Source organism: Pseudomonas sp. SED1 (assembly GCF_034044025.1).
Classification (GTDB): Bacteria; Pseudomonadota; Gammaproteobacteria; order Pseudomonadales; family Pseudomonadaceae; genus Aquipseudomonas.
The window spans coordinates 59,127-78,135 of record NZ_JAXCIS010000102.1 but is presented as its reverse complement, the minus strand read 5'-3'; the positions used below and the strand labels follow the sequence as shown (position 1 = coordinate 78,135).

Sequence of the window (19,009 nt, the reverse complement as noted above, 5' to 3'; positions counted from 1 at the left end):
AGTATGGGAATGCGGAGCCTTCCCATACTCTGGGGCTTGGCTGAAAAAACGTAGGCATACCAGAGATCTGGCAACTGTCGTCACTCCTTTCGCCCTATTCCACCACACGGATCGTAGCCGGTGGTGCGTACCTTTTGGATGTTCAGCGAATCGGTACGACGTTGCGATCTCTGGTTTGATTGATAGCCGATGCCGACAGGCTGCCGGTGGCCGCCTTCTGGATATGTTCACTCCACCAAGCCATCATCGGCCGTCGGCGTTCGATGTAGTCCGCCCGGTTGTAGGCGCTACGAACTTCGTCCTTGTCGACATGTGCCAGCGCGACCTCGATCAGTTCCGGATCCCAGCCATGCTCATTCAGGATGGTGCTCGCCATCGAGCGCAAACCGTGGCTGACTAGACGGTCCTGAAAGCCCATGCGTTTCAGCGCCATGTTGGCGGTCTGGCTATTGGCATGGGTGCGGGGATTTCTATCTGAGGGGAACACGTACTCTCGGTTACCGCTGAGTTGCTTGAGCGTCTCCAGTAACGAAAGTGCCTGATCGGTAAGAGGGATTGTGTGCGGCCGGCGCTTTTTCATGCGCTCTGGCGGAATGGTCCAAATGCGCTTGTCGAAGTCGATATCTGCCCATCGTGTGGTGGCTGCTTCGGAAGGGCGGGTCATCGTATGCAGTTGCCATTCGATCAGGCAGCGGGTGGTGCGCTTGATGCTGGCGTTCGCGATTTCCATCATGAGCTCGGGAAGCTCCTCAGGTGGTAGCGCAGCCATGTTCTCTTTCTTGGGTTTCTTGAACACCGCCCGAATTCCATTGAGGGGGTTCGCGAATATCAGCCCGGAATTGACCCCGTAGGTCATGATCTCGTTGAGTCGTTGGCTCAATCGTTTCACGGTTTCGAGGCTCCCTTTAGCCTCGATTGGACGAAGGATCTTGATAACCATCGGAGCAGTGATTTGAGAGAGCGGCGTTGTTTTCATGCTTGGGAATACATGAAGCGTCAGCGATCTCCAAATGTCTTCGGCGTAGGCTTTGGTTACGGAGTCTTTCTTCAGCTCGAACCAAGCGGTGGCCACCTTCTCGAAAGTGTGTTCAGTCTCAGCAAGTTTGGCTTGCCTTACCTCATCACGCTGGGTTTTGGGATCAGTGCCCAAAGCGAGCAGCTCACGCGCCTCTGCGGCTTTCTTCCGGGCGTTGGCTAGCGAAAGGTCGGGGTAGGGACCAAGCGCCATATTGATACGGCGTCTGGTCAGGGGCTCGCGGTAATTGAAATTCCAGATCATTGAGCCGCTCGCGCGGACTCTAAGCTGTAAGCCATCGCCGTCGCTGAGGACGAAATCTTTACCAGTTGCCTTGACCGCCTTGAGCTGGCGATCTGAGAGGCGGGTTGCGTTAGTAGGCATGGGGCTACCTCCAGCACCGTTTTGGTATCCTGAAAATAGCATTTGGCAGTTCGGGATACCACCTGGGATACCAAAGCGGCTGGAGCTCAGAAACTCTCCAAAGCTCCCACAAGCGCTGAAACCCCCGTATTTGCTGGATTCCAGGCACAAAAAAAGACGTCCGTGGACGTCTTTAGATGTTGAAGTGGTGGAGCCGGGGGGATTTGAACCCCCGTCCGCCAGTACTCCGCTGTCGGTACTACATGCTTAGCCGTATCTATTAAGTTAACCCTCAGCGACCCGAAGGGCAGGGTGCTTTGGGCGAGTTGTGTAAGTTTTAGCCGATTCGTCCACAACGTACTGCACGGCGATTCTGTTCTATATGACAATCACTTTGGGTTTACAGACATCCCCTGGTGATTGCTGGACCCGAAGGTACCAGAAGCTCAGGATCTAAAGCTGCTTACGCAGCGAGAGAGAATTCCTGGCCGTAGGTTTCGTCATTGGCAACTATAAGAAGTTGCAACAGTGGATTTACGAGTTCTGTTACCAACTCGGCATGCACCTAAAGTTTCGCGACCGGCGTCGAATCCTAAACGGCCCCGTGCTTGTAACTCGTTGTTTCTTAGTGAGTGACAAGCCTGTGCAGTGTACGCCAATCGCTCACAGAAGGCCAACCCGAAGGTTGGCCTGAGCAGTCAGCGGGTTACTGATTGCCGCCTTTGTCCGTGTCTTGCAGGCTTTGCAGCGCCTTGGAGGTGATCTCGATGCATTTTTTGTCATCGCCTGCCGCATGGGCTGCCTTGGCTTGGGAAACGGCGGTGTCGATTTCGCCAGATTTGCCGCTGGTGTCGGTGGCGAGCAACGCTTTCCCGTTGTTGATTTTGTCCAGGTTGATTTGGCACAGATCGTCTTTTGTTCCGGCGGCAAACGCGGGGGACGCCAGCATCGCAGCGGTAATGAACAAACCAGCAAGAGCGGAACGCTTCATGGGTATCTCCTCGTGCAAATAGGGCTCGATGCTGCCGGTTTTCCGTGCAGCCAGCGAGGTCACTGATGAGCCTCGTTTGTCGAGGCCTATGCAGATGACTACGCCGGCGCGCAGGGGTTCTGTTTTGTCGCTGGATTAGTCGAAAAACCCCGAAATCATTAGGTTTTGCACCCTAAGAGTGCGGTTCTAATGGGCCCGCGCCTGGGTCACTCGGTCCACCAGGTACACCAAGCCGTGGTAATCAATTCCACCGTGTTGCGTCAGGCCTATCTCACACGTACGGCTGGTGGAGATGCCCTCGCTGCAGTACTGCACGGCGTCCTTCAGGCTGCGCAGTGAGTGCGCGTTCAGCTCCGGCGTGGTGAAGCCTTTGTCGCCGGCAAACCCACAGCAATGAATGCCTTCGGGGATCACCACGTTTTTGCTGCACTGCCTGGCCAAGTCGATCAGCGCCTGGCTTTCTCCCAGGTGCTGGGTGCTGCAGGTGACATGCACGGCGATCGGGGCTTCCTGGGGAGTGAAGTCGAGGCGGTCCATCAGGTGAGTGCGGATAAAACGCACGGGGTCGTAGAGGTCGAGACGGGTTTCGGCCAGGTCCTGGACCAGGCGCAGGGTGCACGGGCTGGTGTCGCAGTAGATCGGGTCGAGGCCGCCACGGCTGGCGTGGAGCAGGGCGCCGATCAGTTCCTGGCGTTTGTGTTCGGCTTGTTCGGCGTAGCCTTTGGATGCGAAAGGCTGGCCGCAGCAGAGGTTGTCCTGATTGTCGGGAAAGACTACCTGGTAACCGGCTTTTTCCAGCAGGCCGCGGGTTTTGTCGTACAGCGACATCTGCTCGTGGTCGCCGGCTGCCGGCCCCATCGCACGTGATACGCAGGCAGCGAGGTACACCACCCGTGGTCGCTCATCGCTCACGGCGGGGCTGAAGCGAATGGCCTTTTCCGGTTGCGGCATGGCGTTGGTCCACTGGGGGATTTGCCCCTTGGACAGGCGGGTTACCGTGGCTGAGAGCTTCGCCAGTCGCGGCGCGCCCAGCAGCATGCGCGCGCCGTTGGCTACGTGCAGGGTGAGGCGCGCACCTTGCAGTGCCGTGGCGAAATGCGTCGACAGCCATTCGGCTGTTTTCGTGCGGTCGGCGTCGCGGCCGCGCAGCTTTTTCACCAGGTCGCCGGTATTGATGCCTACCGGGCAGCGTTGGGCGCAAAGCCCGGTGGCCGCGCAGGTGTCGATGCCTTGGTATTGATAGGCCGCTTCCAGTTCGGTGGTGTCGATGCCGGCACGTTTTCGGGCCTGGATATCGCGCCAGATCACAATGCGCTGGCGCGGGCTCAGGGTCAGTCCCTTTGATGGGCAAACCGGCTCGCAGAAGCCGCACTCGATGCACTTATCCACAAGCTCGTCGGCGGCGGGCAGTGGCTTGAGGTGCTTGAGGTGGATTTGCGGGTCTTCGCTGAGCACCACATCCGGGTTGAGAATGCCGTTGGGGTCGAGCAGGCGCTTGAGTTGCCACATCAGTTGGTAGGCATCGCTGCCCCATTCCAATTCGACGAAGGGTGCCATGTTGCGACCAGTACCGTGCTCGGCCTTCAGCGAGCCGCCAAACTCCACTGCCACCAACTGGGCGACGTCGTCCATGAACGCCTGGTAGCGTGCGACTTCCTCCGCGCTGTTGAAGCCTTGAGTGAACACAAAGTGCAGATTGCCTTCCAGGGCGTGTCCGAAAAGTATCGCTTCGTCGTAGTGATGTTTGTCGAACAGATCGATCAGGCGATTAACGCCAATGGCCAGTTGTTCCACCGGGAAGGTCACGTCTTCGATGATCACGGTGGTGCCGGTTTTACGCACGGCGCCGACGGCGGGGAAGGTGTCTTTGCGGATTGCCCACAGGCGGGCGTTTTCAACCGGGTCTTCGGTGAAGTCGACCTGTTTCTCCACCGGGAAGCTGGCCAGGGAGGCCATGATCAGCGCCAGTTGCTTATGCAGCAGCGAGGGCGAAGCCGCGCGGGACTCGATCAGCAGCGCGCAGGCATTTTCCGATAGCTGCTGTACGAAAGCCGGCATGCCGGGTTTGTCCTGCACCGAGCGCATGCTGCGTCGATCCAGCAGCTCAACGGCTGAAACAGGTTGGGTTTTGAGGGCGGTGACCGCGTTGCAGCAGGTTTCCACATCGGGGAATACGATCAGGGCCGAGGCTTTGTTCGGGTGATCGATCACCGTGTCGTAGGTCACTGCGCTGATAAAGCCCAAGGTACCTTCGGAACCCACCAGCAGATGGCTGAGGATATCCAGTGGCTCGTCGAAATCCACGAGGGCGTTGAGTGACAACCCGGTGGTATTTTTCAGGCGGTATTTGTGGCGGATTTTTGCAGCCAATTCGGCATTGGCCCGCGTTTCGCGGCCCAGTGTCGCCAGGCGCTCAAGCAGTTTGCCGTGATGTTGGCGAAAGGCCGCAACACTGGCCGGATCTTCCGTGTCCAGGCGGCTGCCGTCGGCCAGCACCAAGCGAATGCCTGCCAGGGTGTGATAAGTATTCTGCGCGGTGCCGCAGCACATGCCGCTGGCATTGTTGGCGACGATGCCGCCAATCTTGCAGGCATTGATCGACGCCGGATCCGGACCGATCTTGCGCCCGAATGGTGCCAGCCAAGCGTTGGCCTGCGCCCCGATCACACCGGGCTGCAAGCGGATTTGTGTGCCCTGGCCGCGAATTTCGCGCCCGTTCCAGTTGTCCCCCAGTACGATCAGTACCGAGTCGCTGATGGCCTGACCCGAAAGGCTGGTGCCCGCTGCACGAAAGGTCACCGGCACACGGTCGCGCTGGGCCAGTTGCAGCAGGGCCACCACTTCATCTTCCGATTCAACACGGATCACCAGTTGTGGGATCAGTCGGTAAAAACTGGCGTCGGTGCCGAAGGCGAGGGTGGAAAGTGGATCGTCGAAGCGACGATCTTGCGGGATCAGTTGTGCGGCGTCGCTCAGAAAAGCAGCAGGCAGGCTCATCGGTCCTCCAGAAATAGCTGACGCCGGAATCGCTGTCCGGCGTCGGTTCTTACCCTATTACGTGCAGGTCTTAGTGCACCAGCATACCGGTGAACCAGTAGGCCTGGGCCAAGGTGATCAGCCCGACAATCGTCGCGAAGAACAGGCTGTGCTTGAGGGTAAAGCGGAACAGGTCGGACTCCTTGCCTACCAGGCCAGTTGCTGCGCATGCCACGGCGATCGACTGCGGCGAGATCATCTTGCCGGTCACGCCGCCGCTGGTGTTGGCCGCTACCAGCAAGACGTCGTTGACGCCGATCTGGTGCGCGGTGGTGGCTTGCAGCGAGCTGAACAGCGCGTTGGACGAGGTGTCGGAGCCTGTCAGAAACACGCCGAGCCAGCCAAGGAATGGCGAGAAGAATGGGAAGGCTGCGCCGGTACCTGCCAGCACCAGGGCCATGGTCGATGACATGCCCGAGTAGTTGGTGACGAAGGCAAAGGCCAGCACCATGCCGATGGAGAGAATCGGCCAGCGCAGCTCATAAAAGGTTTCTTTTAAGGTGGTCAGACCAGTTTTGAAATTGATCTTGAGCACCAGCATCGACACCAGGGCGGAGAAGAAAATCGCCGTGCCGGTCGCGGAAATCGGATCAAGCTTGAACACCGCAGGGATGGCCGTCGGCATGGCAACGATCGGCGCAACCTTGATCACCAGTTGATCCAGGTGCGGAATCGCAAAGTTGAACACCGAGCTGTACATCGCGCCGCCAGCGGCGAACATCGCCTTGAAGGGCTTCAGGGTCCAGATGGTAACCAGTACGGTCAGGATCAGGAACGGCGACCAGGCTTTGAAAGTTTCCCCCAGGCTGTAAGGCGAAGCCACAGTATTGCGGGGCAGGCCAAAACCACCGGCGCTGGCGGTGATGGCGGTGCCGGACGTTGCGCCAGCGATTTGCGCGCCGGCACTTCGCTTGGGCTGCCAGACTTTCAGGAACAGGGTCAGGGAAATCAGGCTGGCCAGGGCCGAGGTGATGTCCGGCAGTTCAGGCCCGATGTAGTTCGAGGTGAAGAACTGGGTAACGGCGAAGCTCAGGCCCGCAACTAGCGCGGCAGGCCAGGTTTCCTTGACGCCGCGCAGGCCGTCCATCATGAACACCAGCCAGAACGGCACGAACAACGACAACAGCGGCAATTGGCGGCCGGCCATGGCGCCGATCTTGAACGCGTCGATGCCCGTCACCTGGCCCGCCACGATGATCGGAATCCCCAGTGCACCGAAGGCAACGGGTGCAGTGTTGGCAATCAGGCACAGGCCGGCGGCGTACAGCGGGTTGAAGCCCAGGCCTACCAGCAATGCGGCGGTAATCGCCACCGGTGCACCAAAGCCGGCCGCACCTTCCAGGAAGGCGCCGAAGCAGAAGCCGATCAGCAGCACTTGCAGGCGCTGGTCGTCGGTAATCGACAGCACGGAGCTGCGGATGATTTCGAACTGGCCGCTTTTGACCGTCAGTTTGTAGAGGAATACAGCGGCGACGATGATCCAGGCGATGGGCCACAGGCCGTAGGCAAAGCCGTAACCGGCGGCGGCGAGCGCCATATCGACCGGCATCTGGAAGGCAAAGATCGCCACCAGGATCGACAGTGCCAAGGTGATGCTGCCCGCAACGTGGCCTTTGAGGCGGAACACCGCCAGGGCCAGGAAGAAAAATACGATGGGAATGACGGCGGCCAGTGCGGACAGGCCGAGGCTGCCGAGCGGGCTGTAGAGCTGTTGCCAGGTTTGCATATGGGGTGGCCCCTAATTGTTGTTGGTCAGGCACTGCTTTAGCGATTTGGATAATTGGTATTACCAATTTACAATCGCTGTTGGCTAGGTTAAAAGCCTTCAGGGGGATGTGTCAATTTGCCGCTTGTGAATCTTTGGTCGTAGGTCGGCCTAAACGGGTACTGATCGGATGAAACGAGAGCGTTCTGATAGGTGCCGGATGCGCGGCGATAGGCCAGAATAGGGGCCCCGGCGAGTGGTCGGGATGGTGGAGAGTGAGTTATGGGGTTTGATCAGGTGCGTCAGCGCCGTTTGTCTGACGATATCGTCGAGCAGCTTGAGGGCATGATCCTTGAGGGCACGCTGAAGTCGGGCGAGCGCTTGCCGGCCGAGCGCGCACTGGCCGAGCAGTTCGGGGTGTCGCGACCGTCGTTGCGCGAGGCGATCCAGAAGCTGGCGGCCAAAGGTTTGCTGATCAGTCGTCAGGGTGGTGGCAATTATGTGGTGGAGTCGCTGGGTTCAACCTTCAGTGATCCGCTGCTGCATCTGCTGGAAAATAATCCCGAGGCTCAGCGCGACCTTTTGGAGTTCCGTCAGACCCTGGAAGCTTCCTGCGCGTACTACGCAGCGTTGCGCGCCACTGAGGTGGACCGCGAGCGGCTGACGGCGGCTTTCGAAGAATTGCAGGATTGCTATACGCGGTCAGACGAAGTGAGCCGGGCGGAAGAGGGAGCGGCGGATGCGAGGTTTCACCTGGCCATCGCCGAGGCCAGCCATAACGCGGTATTGCTGCATACCATTCGCGGCCTGTTCGATCTGCTCAAGCGTAACGTGGTGACCAACATTGGTGGCATGTATCAGCAGCGTACCGAAACACGGGACATGCTGATCAATCAGCACCGTGATCTGTACCTGGCGATTATCGAAGGGCGTGCCGAGCAGGCGCGAGAGGTTTCAACACGCCACCTGCTGTATGTGCAGGAAGTGCTGGAAGAAGTGCGGCAGGAGGTTCAGCGCATGGCGCGGGCGGAACGGCGCAAGGGGATATAGCGATTGAGGTAGCTGAGGGAGCGGGCTCCCTCAGCCACATCAAGTCACAGGAAAATCAGTCTTCCTTGCCCTTGTTACGCACGGCACGCTGCAATTCCCGGTTGGAATCGCGTTCGCGCTCGGTGTCACGCTTGTCGTATTCCTTCTTGCCCTTGCCCAATGCGATCTCGCACTTGACCAGGTGCTTGCTCCAGTACCACGACAGGCAGATGCAGGCGTAGCCTTTTTGCTGCACCGCAGCTTGGAGTTTTTCCAGCTCGCGAGCATTGAGCAGCAGCTTGCGCGTGCGCACCGGATCGGCAATCACGTGGGTGCTGGCTGTCATCAGCGGCGTGATATGACTGCCGAGCAGCCATGCCTCACCGTCTTTGAGCAGCACATAACTGTCGACCAGTTGCAGCTTGCTGGCACGCAGACTTTTTACTTCCCAGCCGGCCAGGACCAGACCAGCCTCGAACCGATGTTCGATGAAGTAATCGTGTCGCGCCTTTTTATTTTGCGCGATGGTCCCTGTTGGGTGTTTCTTTTGTTTAGCCATAGGGGCGGCATTATAGGGAGTTGCGAGCGCGTCGGCTACGGTCAACCTGCGTGCTTGAGCGTGTTGAATGAATCCCGGACAATGTAGGCTGTTTTTTGATTTTTTCTTTCGCGAATCCTGTTGTCCTTTCGCGATGTTTGCCGCTCAGCTGTGGAAATAACGCTCACATGACGACGCATATTCAACGTTCGGCCCTGCTGCCTTATCCGGCACAGGCGCTCTATGACCTGGTCAACGACGTGGCGCGTTACCCGGAGTTCCTGCCTTGGTGTTCAACTGCTGAGGTATTGGAGAGCAGTGATGAGCATATGCTCGCCAGCGTGGGTGTCGCTAAGGGCGGCTTGAGCCAGCACTTTGTCACGCGCAACACGCTGGTGCCCGGGCAGTCCATCGAGATGAATCTCGAGGAAGGCCCGTTCACTCAGCTGCATGGCGTGTGGGTGTTCAAGGCTTTGAATGAAAAGGCCTGCAAGATCAGCCTGGACCTGTCGTTCGATTATGCCGGCCCTATCGTGCGTGCCACCTTGGGCCCGTTGTTCAATCAAGCGGCCAATACCCTGGTGGACGCGTTCTGCCAACGCGCCAAGCAAATGCATGGCTGAGCCATTGGTTGAAGTCGAGGTGGTGTACGCCGCGGTGGATCGCCAGGTGTTGATGAGCATGGCAGTAGCGCCGGGTTCAAGCCTCAGGGCGGCGGTGCAGGGTTCTGGAATGGCCGCGCAATTCCCGGAGCTGAATCTGGAGAGTTGCCCTTTGGGGATTTTCGGCAAGGTGGTTGCGGACGCGGATGTTCGTTGTGTGCAGGCTGGAGACCGAATCGAGATCTATCGGCCATTGCTGGCAGATCCGATGGAGATACGTCGCTTGCGTGCGGCCAAGGCTGCCAAGGCAAAACAGCAGAATTCATAGCTTGCGAAACGGCAGGCAACAAAAAGCCCGGCATGCCGGGCTTTTGATCGAACGTTACAAACTTACTGCGGGCTGGCGTCCAGAGGTTCTGGAGTTGGCACCGGAACGGTTTGCACGCCGTCGACGCCTTTCTGGATCTCGTCCAGCAAGGAGCCAGGCTTGGCCGGTACCTCGGACTTAGGCTTCTCCTCGTTCTGCGCAGGCGCAGGAGCGGTGGTGCCGCTGTCCTTGCCCAGCAAGGCTTCATCGCGGCTTACGCCCGGTTTGAAGTCCCCCGACAGGCTGGTGAGCTGATCATTGCCATTGAAGATGACACTGACCCGCTCCTGCTGGCGTTCACCGCCACCAGGTTGGATGCTGTAGAGGTAATCCCAGCGATCGGCATGGAATGTGTCGGTCAGCAGGGGATTGCCCATGATAAACCGTACTTGCCGTCGGGTCATTCCCGGGCGTAACTGGTCTATCATGTCCTGCGTGACGACATTGCCCTGCTGGATGTCGATTTTGTAAACCCCGGGGAATGAACAACCGGCGAGTGCGAGCAGTCCCACAAAGGTGAAACTGGTTAGCAAGAGCTTGGTGTTTTGCATCGGTGGGCGACTTCCACTATCTTGGCTGGGACAACGTAAACGCCGATCATACCCGTATTAAGAGAAGCTGCGAAGCAGCATCCGCGAGAAAGCTAACCATGGTTGAAAATAGCGAACTACGCAAAGCCGGTCTTAAAGTGACTCTGCCACGAGTCAAGATTCTACAAATGCTCGATTCTGCTGAGCAGCGCCACATGAGTGCCGAGGATGTATACAAGGCGCTGATGGAGTCTAACGAGGACGTCGGCCTGGCCACGGTTTACCGTGTACTGACCCAGTTTGAAGCAGCAGGACTGGTGGTTCGTCATAATTTCGACGGCGGTCATGCAGTGTTCGAATTGGCTGACGGCGGTCATCACGACCACATGGTTGACCTGGATACCAATGAGGTTATCGAGTTCACCAGTCCGGAAATCGAGAAGCTCCAGCACATGATTGCTGAGCAGCATGGATTCGATTTGGTGGACCACAATCTGGTTCTCTACATACGTAAGAAAAAGTAAGAAAGCTACGCAGATTCACTCTGCGAAACGATCGAAGGCGACCCTAGGGTCGCCTTCGTGCTTTCTATAGAAAGAAAAGGATCAGTGAGCTGAGCCTTAGACCTTCGCGGTGACCACCATTTTCTTCGCGTGAGCCAAGGATTCTTTGGTCAGGTCAATGCCTCCGAGCATCCGCGCGACTTCTTCCACCCGTTCGGTCTTGTTCAGCTTGGACACGGCGGTATGGGTGGCATCACTGCCGCGCACCTTGTGCACGAATAGGTGCTGGTGCCCTTGAGCAGCCACTTGTGGCAAGTGAGTGACGGTCAGTACCTGGCCGCGATCGCCCAGTCGGCGCAACAGTTGACCAACAATCTCGGCAGTCGGGCCGCCGATCCCGACGTCCACTTCATCGAATACCAGCGTTGGCACGCGTGAGGTCTGGGCCGTGATCACCTGGATCGCCAGGCTGATCCGCGACAGTTCGCCGCCGGATGCCACTTTGGCCAATGCCTTGAGTGGTTGGCCTGGGTTCGCACTGACCAGCAGCTCTACCTGCTCAAGCCCGTTAGGCAGCAGTTCGTTGCTGGTGTTGGTGTGCAGTTCGATGGTGAAGCGCCCGCCGGGCATGCCCAAGCGTTGGATTTCCTGTTCTACGGCACTGGCCAGGCCCGTGGCAGCCTGATGACGCAGGTCGCTCAGCTCTCGGGCTTTTTCCTGGTAGTGGCGAGCAAAGGACGCCAATTCTTCGCCCAGTCGCTCAATGGATTCGTCATTGGCATTCAGGGTTTCAATTTCATCCAGCAGCTTTTGCTGCATGGTCGCGACTTCGGTCGGCTGGATCCGGTGTTTGCGCGCCAGGGTGTAGATGGTGTCCAGGCGCTCTTCTATATCCTGCAGGCGAGCCGGGTCGGCATCGAAGTGATCGAGAAAGCGGTTCAGCTCGCCGACGGCTTCTTCTACCTGAATTTGCGCGCTGGTCAGCAACGTGGTGGCTTCATTCAGCGAGCCGGAGGCATTGTTCACGCTGGACAGGCGATTGAGGCTCGCCGTCAGGGCGTTGAGCACATTGCCGGAATCACTTTCGCTGCACTGTTCCACCACTTGCCGGCAAATGCCCAGCAGGGTTTCGGCGTTGGTCAGGTTTTTGTGTTCCTGCTCCAGTTGCTCCAGTTCCGTCTCGCCGAGCCCCAGGCTTTCCAGCTCTTCCAGTTGATAGCTGAGCAGTTGGTGGCGGGCGCGCTGCTCATCGCCGGAGTTGGAGAGGCGCTCCAGTTCCTGGCGGGTTTGGCGCCAGCGCTGAGCAGCCAATTGCACCTGGCGTGCAAGGTCCGTGGCGCCGGCGTACTCGTCGAGGAGTCGGCGATGGGTGTCGGTTTTCAGCAGGGATTGGTGTTCATGCTGGCTGTGGATATCGATCAGCAACTCGCCCAGGGCTTTCAAGTCGCCGAGCGGGCAGGGTGTGCCATTTATATAACCGCGGGAGCGTCCTTCGGCAGTGATCACCCGGCGCAGGATGCACGGGCCTTCATTATTAAGGTCGCGCTCGGCAAGCCAGGCCTCGGCTTCCGGGATGTCGGCCAGGTCAAAGGTGGCGAGGATGTCGGCCTTGTCGGCGCCCGGGCGAACCACGCCGCTGTCGGCGCGATCACCCAGGGTCAGGCCCAGGGCGTCGAGCATGATCGACTTACCGGCGCCGGTTTCGCCTGTGATTACGCTCATCCCGCGATCCAGTTCAAGATCCAGATGTTCAACAATGGCGTAGTTATGTACGGACAGGTGCACCAGCATGACGGCCGCTCCCAGGCTTTAGGTCTGGTTATTTATACAGTGTTTTGTTTGAGGGTGACAATCCTGATGCTTAGTCCGATTTGCTTGAATGGCTGGCTTTTTAAGTGCATCAGGGAATGACCAGGAAGAATTGATCCTGGGCAAGTGAAAGACTTTTGGTAACGCCTCAACCCTTGAACCTGAAAATTGTGGCCCCATATACCGGAACAGAAGCGCGAGTCGAGTTCGCGCATGATTTTGAAAGGAGAAATCTATGGCTGACGAACAGACGCAGGATACGCAAAATCCAGACGCCAACCAGGCAGCAGGTGAAGACCTGGCAGCTCGTGTGCAAGTGCTCGAAGAGCAATTGGCCGGCGCACAGGATCAATCGTTGCGTGTTGCCGCTGATCTGCAGAACGTCCGCCGCCGCGCCGAGCAGGATGTAGAAAAGGCTCACAAATTCGCCCTGGAAAAATTTGCCGGTGATCTGTTGCCGATCATCGACAGCCTGGAGCGTGGCCTTGAGCTGTCCAACCCGGACGACGAAAACATCCGCCCAATGCGCGAAGGGATCGAACTGACCCTGAAAATGTTCCAGGACACCCTGAAGCGTTATCAGTTGGAAGCCATCGATCCGCAAGGCGGTGAGCCGTTCAATGCCGAGCATCATCAAGCGATGGCGATGCAGGAAAACGCCGATCTTGAGCCGAACAGCGTGTTGAAGGTGTTCCAGAAGGGTTACCAGCTCAACGGTCGCTTGCTGCGCCCGGCGATGGTTGTAGTGAGCAAGGCTCCTGCACCTGTTGCACCTTCGATTGATGAGCAGGCTTGAAATAAGTCGTAACGGCCCCATCTATAAGTCAAGCGTTTAAGTACTGCCGCAGTTAGCCACCACTGCTGCGGCAAAAAAATCTAAGTTTCGGGAGAGTAAATCATGGGCAAAATTATCGGTATCGACCTGGGGACTACCAACTCCTGCGTCTCCGTGCTGGAAAACGGCGTATCCAAAGTTATTGAAAACGCCGAAGGCGCACGTACTACCCCGTCCATCGTGGCTTATGCCAACGACGGCGAAATCCTGGTGGGCCAGTCCGCCAAGCGTCAAGCTGTGACCAATCCGCATAACACCCTGTATGCGGTGAAGCGTCTGATCGGTCGTAAGTTCGACGAAGAAGTCGTACAGAAAGACATCAAGATGGTCCCGTACAAAATCGCCAAGGCTGACAACGGTGACGCCTGGGTTGAAGTGAACGGCCAGAAAATGTCGCCGCCACAAATTTCGGCTGAAATCTTGAAAAAGATGAAGAAAACCGCCGAAGACTACCTCGGTGAAGCAGTGACTGAAGCGGTGATCACCGTTCCGGCCTACTTCAACGACAGCCAGCGCCAGGCGACCAAAGACGCCGGCCGTATTGCTGGCCTGGACGTAAAACGTATCATCAACGAACCAACCGCAGCCGCTCTGGCTTACGGTATGGACAAGGCCAAGGGCGATCACACCGTGATCGTTTATGACCTGGGTGGCGGTACCTTCGACGTTTCCGTGATCGAAATCGCTGAAGTCGATGGCGAGCACCAGTTCGAAGTGTTGGCCACCAACGGTGACACGTTCCTGGGTGGTGAAGACTTTGACATTCGTCTGATCGACTACCTCGTCGACGAATTCAAGAAAGAAAGCGGCATGAACCTCAAGGGTGACCCGCTGGCCATGCAGCGCCTGAAAGAAGCCGCTGAGAAGGCCAAGATCGAACTGTCTTCGAGCAATTCGACCGACGTGAACCTGCCGTACATCACTGCAGACGCCACCGGTCCTAAGCACTTGAACGTGAAAATCTCCCGCGCCAAGCTGGAGTCGCTGGTAGAAGACCTGGTTCAACGCACCATCGAGCCTTGCCGCATTGCGTTGAAAGACTCGGGTATCGACGTTGGCGCGATCAACGACGTGATCCTGGTCGGCGGTCAGACCCGTATGCCACTGGTTCAGAAGCTGGTTACCGAATTCTTCGGTAAAGAAGCGCGTAAAGACGTGAACCCGGACGAAGCGGTTGCCATGGGTGCTGCCATCCAGGGCGCGGTATTGGCCGGTGACGTGAAAGACGTTCTGCTGCTGGACGTCAGCCCGCTGACCCTGGGTATCGAAACCATGGGTGGCGTGATGACCGCGCTGATCGAGAAAAACACCACGATTCCTACCAAGAAATCGCAAGTGTTCTCGACTGCCGACGACAATCAGGGCGCCGTGACCATTCACGTGCTGCAAGGTGAGCGTAAGCAAGCCGGTCAGAACAAGTCCTTGGGCAAGTTCGACCTGGCCGAGATTCCACCAGCACCACGTGGCGTGCCACAAATCGAAGTGACCTTCGACATCGACGCCAACGGCATCCTGCACGTAGGCGCCAAAGACAAGGCCACCGGCAAGACTCAGTCGATCGTGATCAAGGCTAACTCGGGTCTGTCCGAGGAAGAAATTCAGCAGATGATCCGTGATGCTGAAGCCAACGCTGACGAAGACCGCAAGTTTGAAGAGCTAGCCGCTGCCCGTAACCAGGGTGATGCACTGGTTCACTCGACGCGCAAAATGATCGCTGACGCTGGCGACAAAGTGACTGCCGAAGAGAAAACTGCAATCGAAGCAGCCGTAGTAGCCCTGGAAGCCGCCGTTAAAGGCGACGACAAGGCCGCTATCGAAGCCAAGGTTGAAGAACTGTCGAAAGTCTCTGCGCCAGTGGCTCAGAAAATGTACGCCGAACAAGGCCAGCCGGCTGACGGTGCTGCACACCAGGCAGAACCTGAAGCCAAGCACGACGATGTTGTCGATGCCGAGTTCGAAGAAGTCAAAGACCAGAAGTAACTTGGTCGCCCGGTTGACCGCTCACAAGCGGTGACTGGTAGGATGTCGCCGCGCGGGAGCTTGCTCCCGCGTTGGCGTGTCTGGGGTACGCGAATTTTTACAGCATGCGACAACGCTCGGATGCTGGCGGTGTGATCGGGAATGCTCCTGCTTTCCGGACGACAGTCACCGCGTTTTTGGCCGGTTGCCGGCTGAAAGCAGTAACGACCAGGATCGTTGAATTGACGTGAGTTGGGTCCGGGCCTGTATTGGGGCTCAACGAGTTTGGCAAGGCTCAGGAGGGTTTTGCCGGACGTCCTTAAGAGTGCAAAGACTTATGGCAAAGCGTGACTATTACGAAGTGTTGGGTGTGGAGCGCGGCTCCAGCGAGGCGGACCTGAAAAAGGCTTATCGTCGCCTGGCGATGAAGCACCACCCGGACCGTAATCCGGATAACAAAGAATCCGAAGAGCTGTTCAAAGAGGCCAACGAGGCCTACGAATGCCTGTGTGATCCAAACAAGCGTGCCGCTTACGATCAGTACGGCCATGCCGGCGTTGACCCAAGCATGGGTGGCGGCGGTGCCGGTTTCGGTGGCCAGAACTTCTCCGATATTTTCGGCGACGTGTTCAGCGACTTCTTTGGCGGCGGCCGCGGTGGCCAGCGTGGCGGTGCCCAGCGTGGCAGCGACCTGCGCTACACCCTGGAGCTGAACCTGGAAGAGGCGGTGCGTGGCACCAGCGTTAATATCCGCGTTCCGACGCTGGTCAACTGCAAGCCGTGCGACGGTTCGGGTGCCAAGAAAGGCTCCTCGCCGATCACTTGCCCGACATGCGGTGGCATCGGCCAGGTACGCATGCAGCAAGGCTTCTTCTCGGTGCAGCAAACCTGCCCGCGCTGCCATGGCCAGGGCAAGATCATTTCCGACCCGTGCGATTCGTGCCACGGCGAAGGGCGTGTCGAAGAGTACAAAACCCTCTCGGTGAAAGTGCCGGCGGGTGTTGATACCGGTGACCGCATTCGTCTGTCGGGTGAAGGCGAAGCGGGCACTCAGGGCGGCCCGACGGGCGACCTGTACGTGGTGATCAATGTGCGCGAGCACTCGATCTTCCAGCGTGACGGCAAGCATCTGTTCTGTGAAGTGCCGATCAGCTTTGTCGATGCAGCCTTGGGTGGCGAGCTTGAGATTCCGACGCTGGACGGTCGGGTCAAGCTGAAGATCCCTGAGGGCACGCAGACCGGCAAGCAGTTCCGTATCCGTGGCAAAGGCGTTGCGCCGGTGCGCGGTGGCGGTGCTGGCGACTTGATGTGTCGTGTGGCGGTAGAGACGCCGGTGAACCTGGGTCGTCGTCAGCGTGAGCTGTTGGAGGAATTCCGCAGCTCCCTGGCCGGCGATGACACTCATTCGCCAAAGACCACTGGTTGGTTCGAAGGCGTGAAGCGCTTCTTCGGCGACCTGTAAGGAAGTGAGTATGCGACGTATCGCGGTGATGGGCGCTGCCGGGCGCATGGGCAAAACCCTGGTCGAGGCCGTACAGGCGCGCTCGCCGGCCTCCGGGCTGACGGCGGCGATTGTGCGTCCCGGCAGTACCTTGATTGGTGCCGACGCTGGTGAGCTGGCATCCCTGGGGCGGATTGGCGTTTCGTTGTCCGGTAATCTGGAACATGTCGCTGACGAGTTCGACGTGCTGATTGATTTCACCCTGCCGGAAGTGATGCTGAAAAACCTGGCGTTCTGCCGCAAGGCGGGCAAAGCCATGGTGATCGGCACGACCGGTCTGAGCGCCGAGCAAAAGCAGCTGCTGGTGGAGGCGGGCAAGGATATTCCTATCGTGTTCGCGGCCAACTTCAGCGTCGGCGTCAATCTGTCGCTGAAGCTGCTCGACATGGCGGCGCGCGTGATGGGGGATGAGGCAGACATCGAGATCATCGAGACTCATCACCGGCACAAGATCGATGCGCCATCCGGGACGGCGCTGCGCATGGGCGAGGCGATTGCCGATGCCCTTGGGCGTGACCTGTCGAAAGTGGCGGTGTATGGCCGCGAGGGTCACACCGGTGCTCGTGCTCACGACACCATTGGTTTTGCCACTGTGCGCGGTGGTGACGTGGTGGGTGACCATACGGTGCTGTTTGCAACCGAGGGTGAGCGTCTTGAGATCACCCATAAGGCGTCGAGCCGCATGACGTTCGCCAAGGGTGCCGTACGTGCGGCGCTGTGGCTGGAGGGTCGTACGCCGGCCTTGTACGACATGCGTGACGTGCTGGACCTGCATTAAGAAGTAGCTAAAACGGGGCCTCAGGATTATTCTAAGGCCCCGTTTTTACCCGCTAAGCGACGTCCTGTCGCATTCCCCTGCCTTTAAGGCTCATTAGCGGTGGACCAAAAAAGCCTTTTTCTGTAAGCTACAGCTTTAGTGTGTCCACTAAAAGCGCGCAGAATAATTCGGTGAAGAAGCGGGGTGACGTGTCCATACGTCACTCCGCTTTTTTACAACCTGCGATCGCCCTTTCAGGCTTTATTTACGGGAGGTCTTCTTGACTAAGCCAGCCATACTCGCCCTTGCTGATGGCAGCATTTTTCGCGGCGAAGCCATTGGAGCCGACGGTCAGACCGTTGGAGAGGTGGTGTTCAACACCGCCATGACAGGCTATCAGGAAATCCTTACCGATCCTTCCTACGCCCAACAGATCGTTACCCTGACCTATCCGCACATCGGCAACACCGGTACTACACCGGAAGACGCCGAGTCTGATCGTGTCTGGTCGGCTGGCCTGGTCATTCGTGACCTGCCACTGGTTGCGAGCAACTGGCGTAACACGATGTCCCTGTCCGATTACCTGAAAGCCAACAACGTTGTGGCGATCGCCGGTATCGATACGCGTCGCCTGACACGCATCCTGCGTGAAAAAGGTTCGCAGAACGGCTGCATCATGGCTGGTGACAACATCTCCGAAGAAGCAGCGATTGCAGCGGCCCAAGGTTTCCCTGGCCTGAAAGGCATGGATCTGGCGAAAGTCGTCAGCACCAAGGAAAAGTACGAGTGGCGCTCCACTGTCTGGGACTTGAAGACCGACAGCCACGCGACCATCGAAGCTTCCGAGCTGCCGTACCACGTTGTGGCCTACGACTACGGTATCAAGCACAACATCCTGCGCATGCTGGTCGAGCGCGGTTGCCGCGTGACCGTGGTACCGGCGCAAGCCCCGGCCAGCGACGTACTGGCTTTGCAGCCGGACGGCGTGTTCCTGTCCAACGGCCCGGGTGACCCGGAGCCTTGCGACTACGCCATCAAGGCCATCAAGGAAGTGCTGGAAACCGAGATTCCGGTATTCGGCATCTGCCTCGGCCACCAGCTGCTGGCCCTGGCCTCCGGCGCCAAGACCCTGAAAATGGGCCACGGCCACCACGGTGCCAACCACCCGGTGCAGGATCTGGACACTGGCGTTGTGATGATCACCAGCCAGAACCACGGTTTTGCCGTGGACGAAGCGACGCTGCCGGGCAACGTCCGGGCGATTCACAAGTCGCTGTTCGACGGTTCCCTGCAAGGCATCGAGCGCACCGACAAGAGCGCGTTCAGCTTCCAGGGCCACCCTGAAGCAAGCCCGGGCCCGAACGACGTAGCACCGCTGTTCGACCGTTTCATCAATGAGATGGCCAAGCGACGCTAAGTGAGCGGCCTGAGGGTGGCCCGGGAAACCGGCGGCCCCCTCGGGCTCTTCA

At 58.3% G+C, this 19,009-nt stretch carries 16 protein-coding genes and 1 other RNA gene; 9 read left to right on the top strand and 8 right to left on the bottom strand.

The window, feature by feature from the left end; all coding sequences use genetic code 11:
* Positions 1-142: 142 nt before the first annotated feature.
* The 5 genes from SNL23_RS13590 to SNL23_RS13570 form a co-directional block, all read right to left on the bottom strand.
* Positions 143-1,399, bottom strand: a complete 1,257-nt coding sequence (locus tag SNL23_RS13590; RefSeq protein ID WP_186765646.1) for an integrase domain-containing protein — start codon at positions 1,397-1,399, stop codon at positions 143-145.
* A gap of 185 nt (positions 1,400-1,584) precedes the next feature.
* Positions 1,585-1,982, bottom strand: a transfer-messenger RNA (tmRNA) gene (gene ssrA / locus SNL23_RS13585).
* A gap of 102 nt (positions 1,983-2,084) precedes the next feature.
* Positions 2,085-2,369, bottom strand: coding sequence for a hypothetical protein (locus SNL23_RS13580; protein ID WP_003212250.1), 285 nt, complete (start codon positions 2,367-2,369; stop codon positions 2,085-2,087).
* 186 nt (positions 2,370-2,555) lie between these two features.
* Positions 2,556-5,366 carry an FAD-binding and (Fe-S)-binding domain-containing protein gene (locus SNL23_RS13575; protein WP_076013766.1) on the bottom strand — a complete coding sequence of 937 codons (2,811 nt, stop codon included), beginning with the start codon at positions 5,364-5,366 and terminating at the stop codon, positions 2,556-2,558.
* Between the two features lie 70 nt (positions 5,367-5,436).
* On the bottom strand, positions 5,437-7,131 hold the full coding sequence (locus SNL23_RS13570) for a lactate permease LctP family transporter (protein ID WP_318302459.1): 1,695 nt from the start codon (positions 7,129-7,131) through the stop codon (positions 5,437-5,439).
* A gap of 261 nt (positions 7,132-7,392) precedes the next feature.
* Here SNL23_RS13570 and SNL23_RS13565 point away from each other — a divergent pair, with 261 nt between their 5' ends.
* The gene (locus tag SNL23_RS13565) at positions 7,393-8,160 is read left to right on the top strand and encodes an FCD domain-containing protein (protein ID WP_063033222.1); all 768 of its coding nucleotides are present in this window, start codon (positions 7,393-7,395) and stop codon (positions 8,158-8,160) included.
* A 55-nt stretch (positions 8,161-8,215) separates the two neighbouring features.
* Here SNL23_RS13565 and smpB read toward each other — a convergent pair whose 3' ends face one another.
* Positions 8,216-8,698 (bottom strand): SsrA-binding protein SmpB, encoded by a 483-nt coding sequence (gene smpB, locus SNL23_RS13560; protein ID WP_076013764.1) that lies wholly within the window; start codon positions 8,696-8,698, stop codon positions 8,216-8,218.
* Positions 8,699-8,865: 167 nt separating this feature from the next.
* Between smpB and SNL23_RS13555 the strand changes: the two genes are divergently transcribed.
* The gene (locus tag SNL23_RS13555; RefSeq protein WP_076013763.1) at positions 8,866-9,300 is read left to right on the top strand and encodes a type II toxin-antitoxin system RatA family toxin; all 435 of its coding nucleotides are present in this window, start codon (positions 8,866-8,868) and stop codon (positions 9,298-9,300) included.
* The gene (locus tag SNL23_RS13550; protein WP_318302458.1) at positions 9,293-9,607 is read left to right on the top strand and encodes an RnfH family protein; all 315 of its coding nucleotides are present in this window, start codon (positions 9,293-9,295) and stop codon (positions 9,605-9,607) included. The genes SNL23_RS13555 and SNL23_RS13550 overlap by 8 nt, the downstream gene beginning before the upstream one ends.
* A gap of 62 nt (positions 9,608-9,669) precedes the next feature.
* On the opposite strand, the gene SNL23_RS13545 is transcribed toward SNL23_RS13550, so the two are convergent.
* A complete protein-coding gene (locus SNL23_RS13545; protein ID WP_318302457.1) occupies positions 9,670-10,197 on the bottom strand; it encodes an outer membrane protein assembly factor BamE in 528 nt (175 codons plus the stop codon).
* A 98-nt stretch (positions 10,198-10,295) separates the two neighbouring features.
* Between SNL23_RS13545 and fur the strand changes: the two genes are divergently transcribed.
* Entirely contained in the window at positions 10,296-10,700 is a 405-nt protein-coding gene (gene fur, locus SNL23_RS13540; protein WP_003212228.1) for a ferric iron uptake transcriptional regulator, read from the top strand.
* A gap of 96 nt (positions 10,701-10,796) precedes the next feature.
* On the opposite strand, the gene recN is transcribed toward fur, so the two are convergent.
* Positions 10,797-12,470, bottom strand: coding sequence for a DNA repair protein RecN (gene recN / locus SNL23_RS13535; protein WP_017478557.1), 1,674 nt, complete (start codon positions 12,468-12,470; stop codon positions 10,797-10,799).
* Between the two features lie 253 nt (positions 12,471-12,723).
* On the opposite strand from recN, the gene grpE reads away from it, so the two are divergent.
* From grpE to carA, 5 genes are all read left to right on the top strand, one after another.
* Positions 12,724-13,284, top strand: a complete 561-nt coding sequence (gene grpE, locus SNL23_RS13530) for a nucleotide exchange factor GrpE (protein WP_003212224.1) — start codon at positions 12,724-12,726, stop codon at positions 13,282-13,284.
* A gap of 102 nt (positions 13,285-13,386) precedes the next feature.
* Positions 13,387-15,303 (top strand): molecular chaperone DnaK, encoded by a 1,917-nt coding sequence (gene dnaK / locus SNL23_RS13525; protein ID WP_063033219.1) that lies wholly within the window; start codon positions 13,387-13,389, stop codon positions 15,301-15,303.
* 316 nt (positions 15,304-15,619) lie between these two features.
* Entirely contained in the window at positions 15,620-16,744 is a 1,125-nt protein-coding gene (gene dnaJ / locus SNL23_RS13520; protein WP_063033218.1) for a molecular chaperone DnaJ, read from the top strand.
* Positions 16,745-16,754: 10 nt separating this feature from the next.
* The gene (gene dapB, locus SNL23_RS13515; protein ID WP_076013760.1) at positions 16,755-17,561 is read left to right on the top strand and encodes a 4-hydroxy-tetrahydrodipicolinate reductase; all 807 of its coding nucleotides are present in this window, start codon (positions 16,755-16,757) and stop codon (positions 17,559-17,561) included.
* Positions 17,562-17,820: 259 nt separating this feature from the next.
* On the top strand, positions 17,821-18,957 hold the full coding sequence (gene carA / locus SNL23_RS13510; RefSeq protein ID WP_076013759.1) for a glutamine-hydrolyzing carbamoyl-phosphate synthase small subunit: 1,137 nt from the start codon (positions 17,821-17,823) through the stop codon (positions 18,955-18,957).
* The last annotated feature ends 52 nt before the right edge of the window (positions 18,958-19,009 follow it).

Bases quoted from the DNA above. Each gene is read 5' to 3' on its own strand.
- SNL23_RS13590 (WP_186765646.1), bottom strand. From the start codon at position 1,399: ATGCCTACTAACGCAACCCGCCTCTCAGATCGCCAGCTCAAGGCGGTC.
- SNL23_RS13580 (WP_003212250.1), bottom strand. From the start codon at position 2,369: ATGAAGCGTTCCGCTCTTGCTGGTTTGTTCATTACCGCTGCGATGCTG.
- SNL23_RS13575 (WP_076013766.1), bottom strand. From the start codon at position 5,366: ATGAGCCTGCCTGCTGCTTTTCTGAGCGACGCCGCACAACTGATCCCG.
- SNL23_RS13570 (WP_318302459.1), bottom strand. From the start codon at position 7,131: ATGCAAACCTGGCAACAGCTCTACAGCCCGCTCGGCAGCCTCGGCCTG.
- SNL23_RS13565 (WP_063033222.1), top strand. From the start codon at position 7,393: ATGGGGTTTGATCAGGTGCGTCAGCGCCGTTTGTCTGACGATATCGTC.
- smpB (WP_076013764.1), bottom strand. From the start codon at position 8,698: ATGGCTAAACAAAAGAAACACCCAACAGGGACCATCGCGCAAAATAAA.
- SNL23_RS13555 (WP_076013763.1), top strand. From the start codon at position 8,866: ATGACGACGCATATTCAACGTTCGGCCCTGCTGCCTTATCCGGCACAG.
- SNL23_RS13550 (WP_318302458.1), top strand. From the start codon at position 9,293: ATGGCTGAGCCATTGGTTGAAGTCGAGGTGGTGTACGCCGCGGTGGAT.
- SNL23_RS13545 (WP_318302457.1), bottom strand. From the start codon at position 10,197: ATGCAAAACACCAAGCTCTTGCTAACCAGTTTCACCTTTGTGGGACTG.
- fur (WP_003212228.1), top strand. From the start codon at position 10,296: ATGGTTGAAAATAGCGAACTACGCAAAGCCGGTCTTAAAGTGACTCTG.
- recN (WP_017478557.1), bottom strand. From the start codon at position 12,470: ATGCTGGTGCACCTGTCCGTACATAACTACGCCATTGTTGAACATCTG.
- grpE (WP_003212224.1), top strand. From the start codon at position 12,724: ATGGCTGACGAACAGACGCAGGATACGCAAAATCCAGACGCCAACCAG.
- dnaK (WP_063033219.1), top strand. From the start codon at position 13,387: ATGGGCAAAATTATCGGTATCGACCTGGGGACTACCAACTCCTGCGTC.
- dnaJ (WP_063033218.1), top strand. From the start codon at position 15,620: ATGGCAAAGCGTGACTATTACGAAGTGTTGGGTGTGGAGCGCGGCTCC.
- dapB (WP_076013760.1), top strand. From the start codon at position 16,755: ATGCGACGTATCGCGGTGATGGGCGCTGCCGGGCGCATGGGCAAAACC.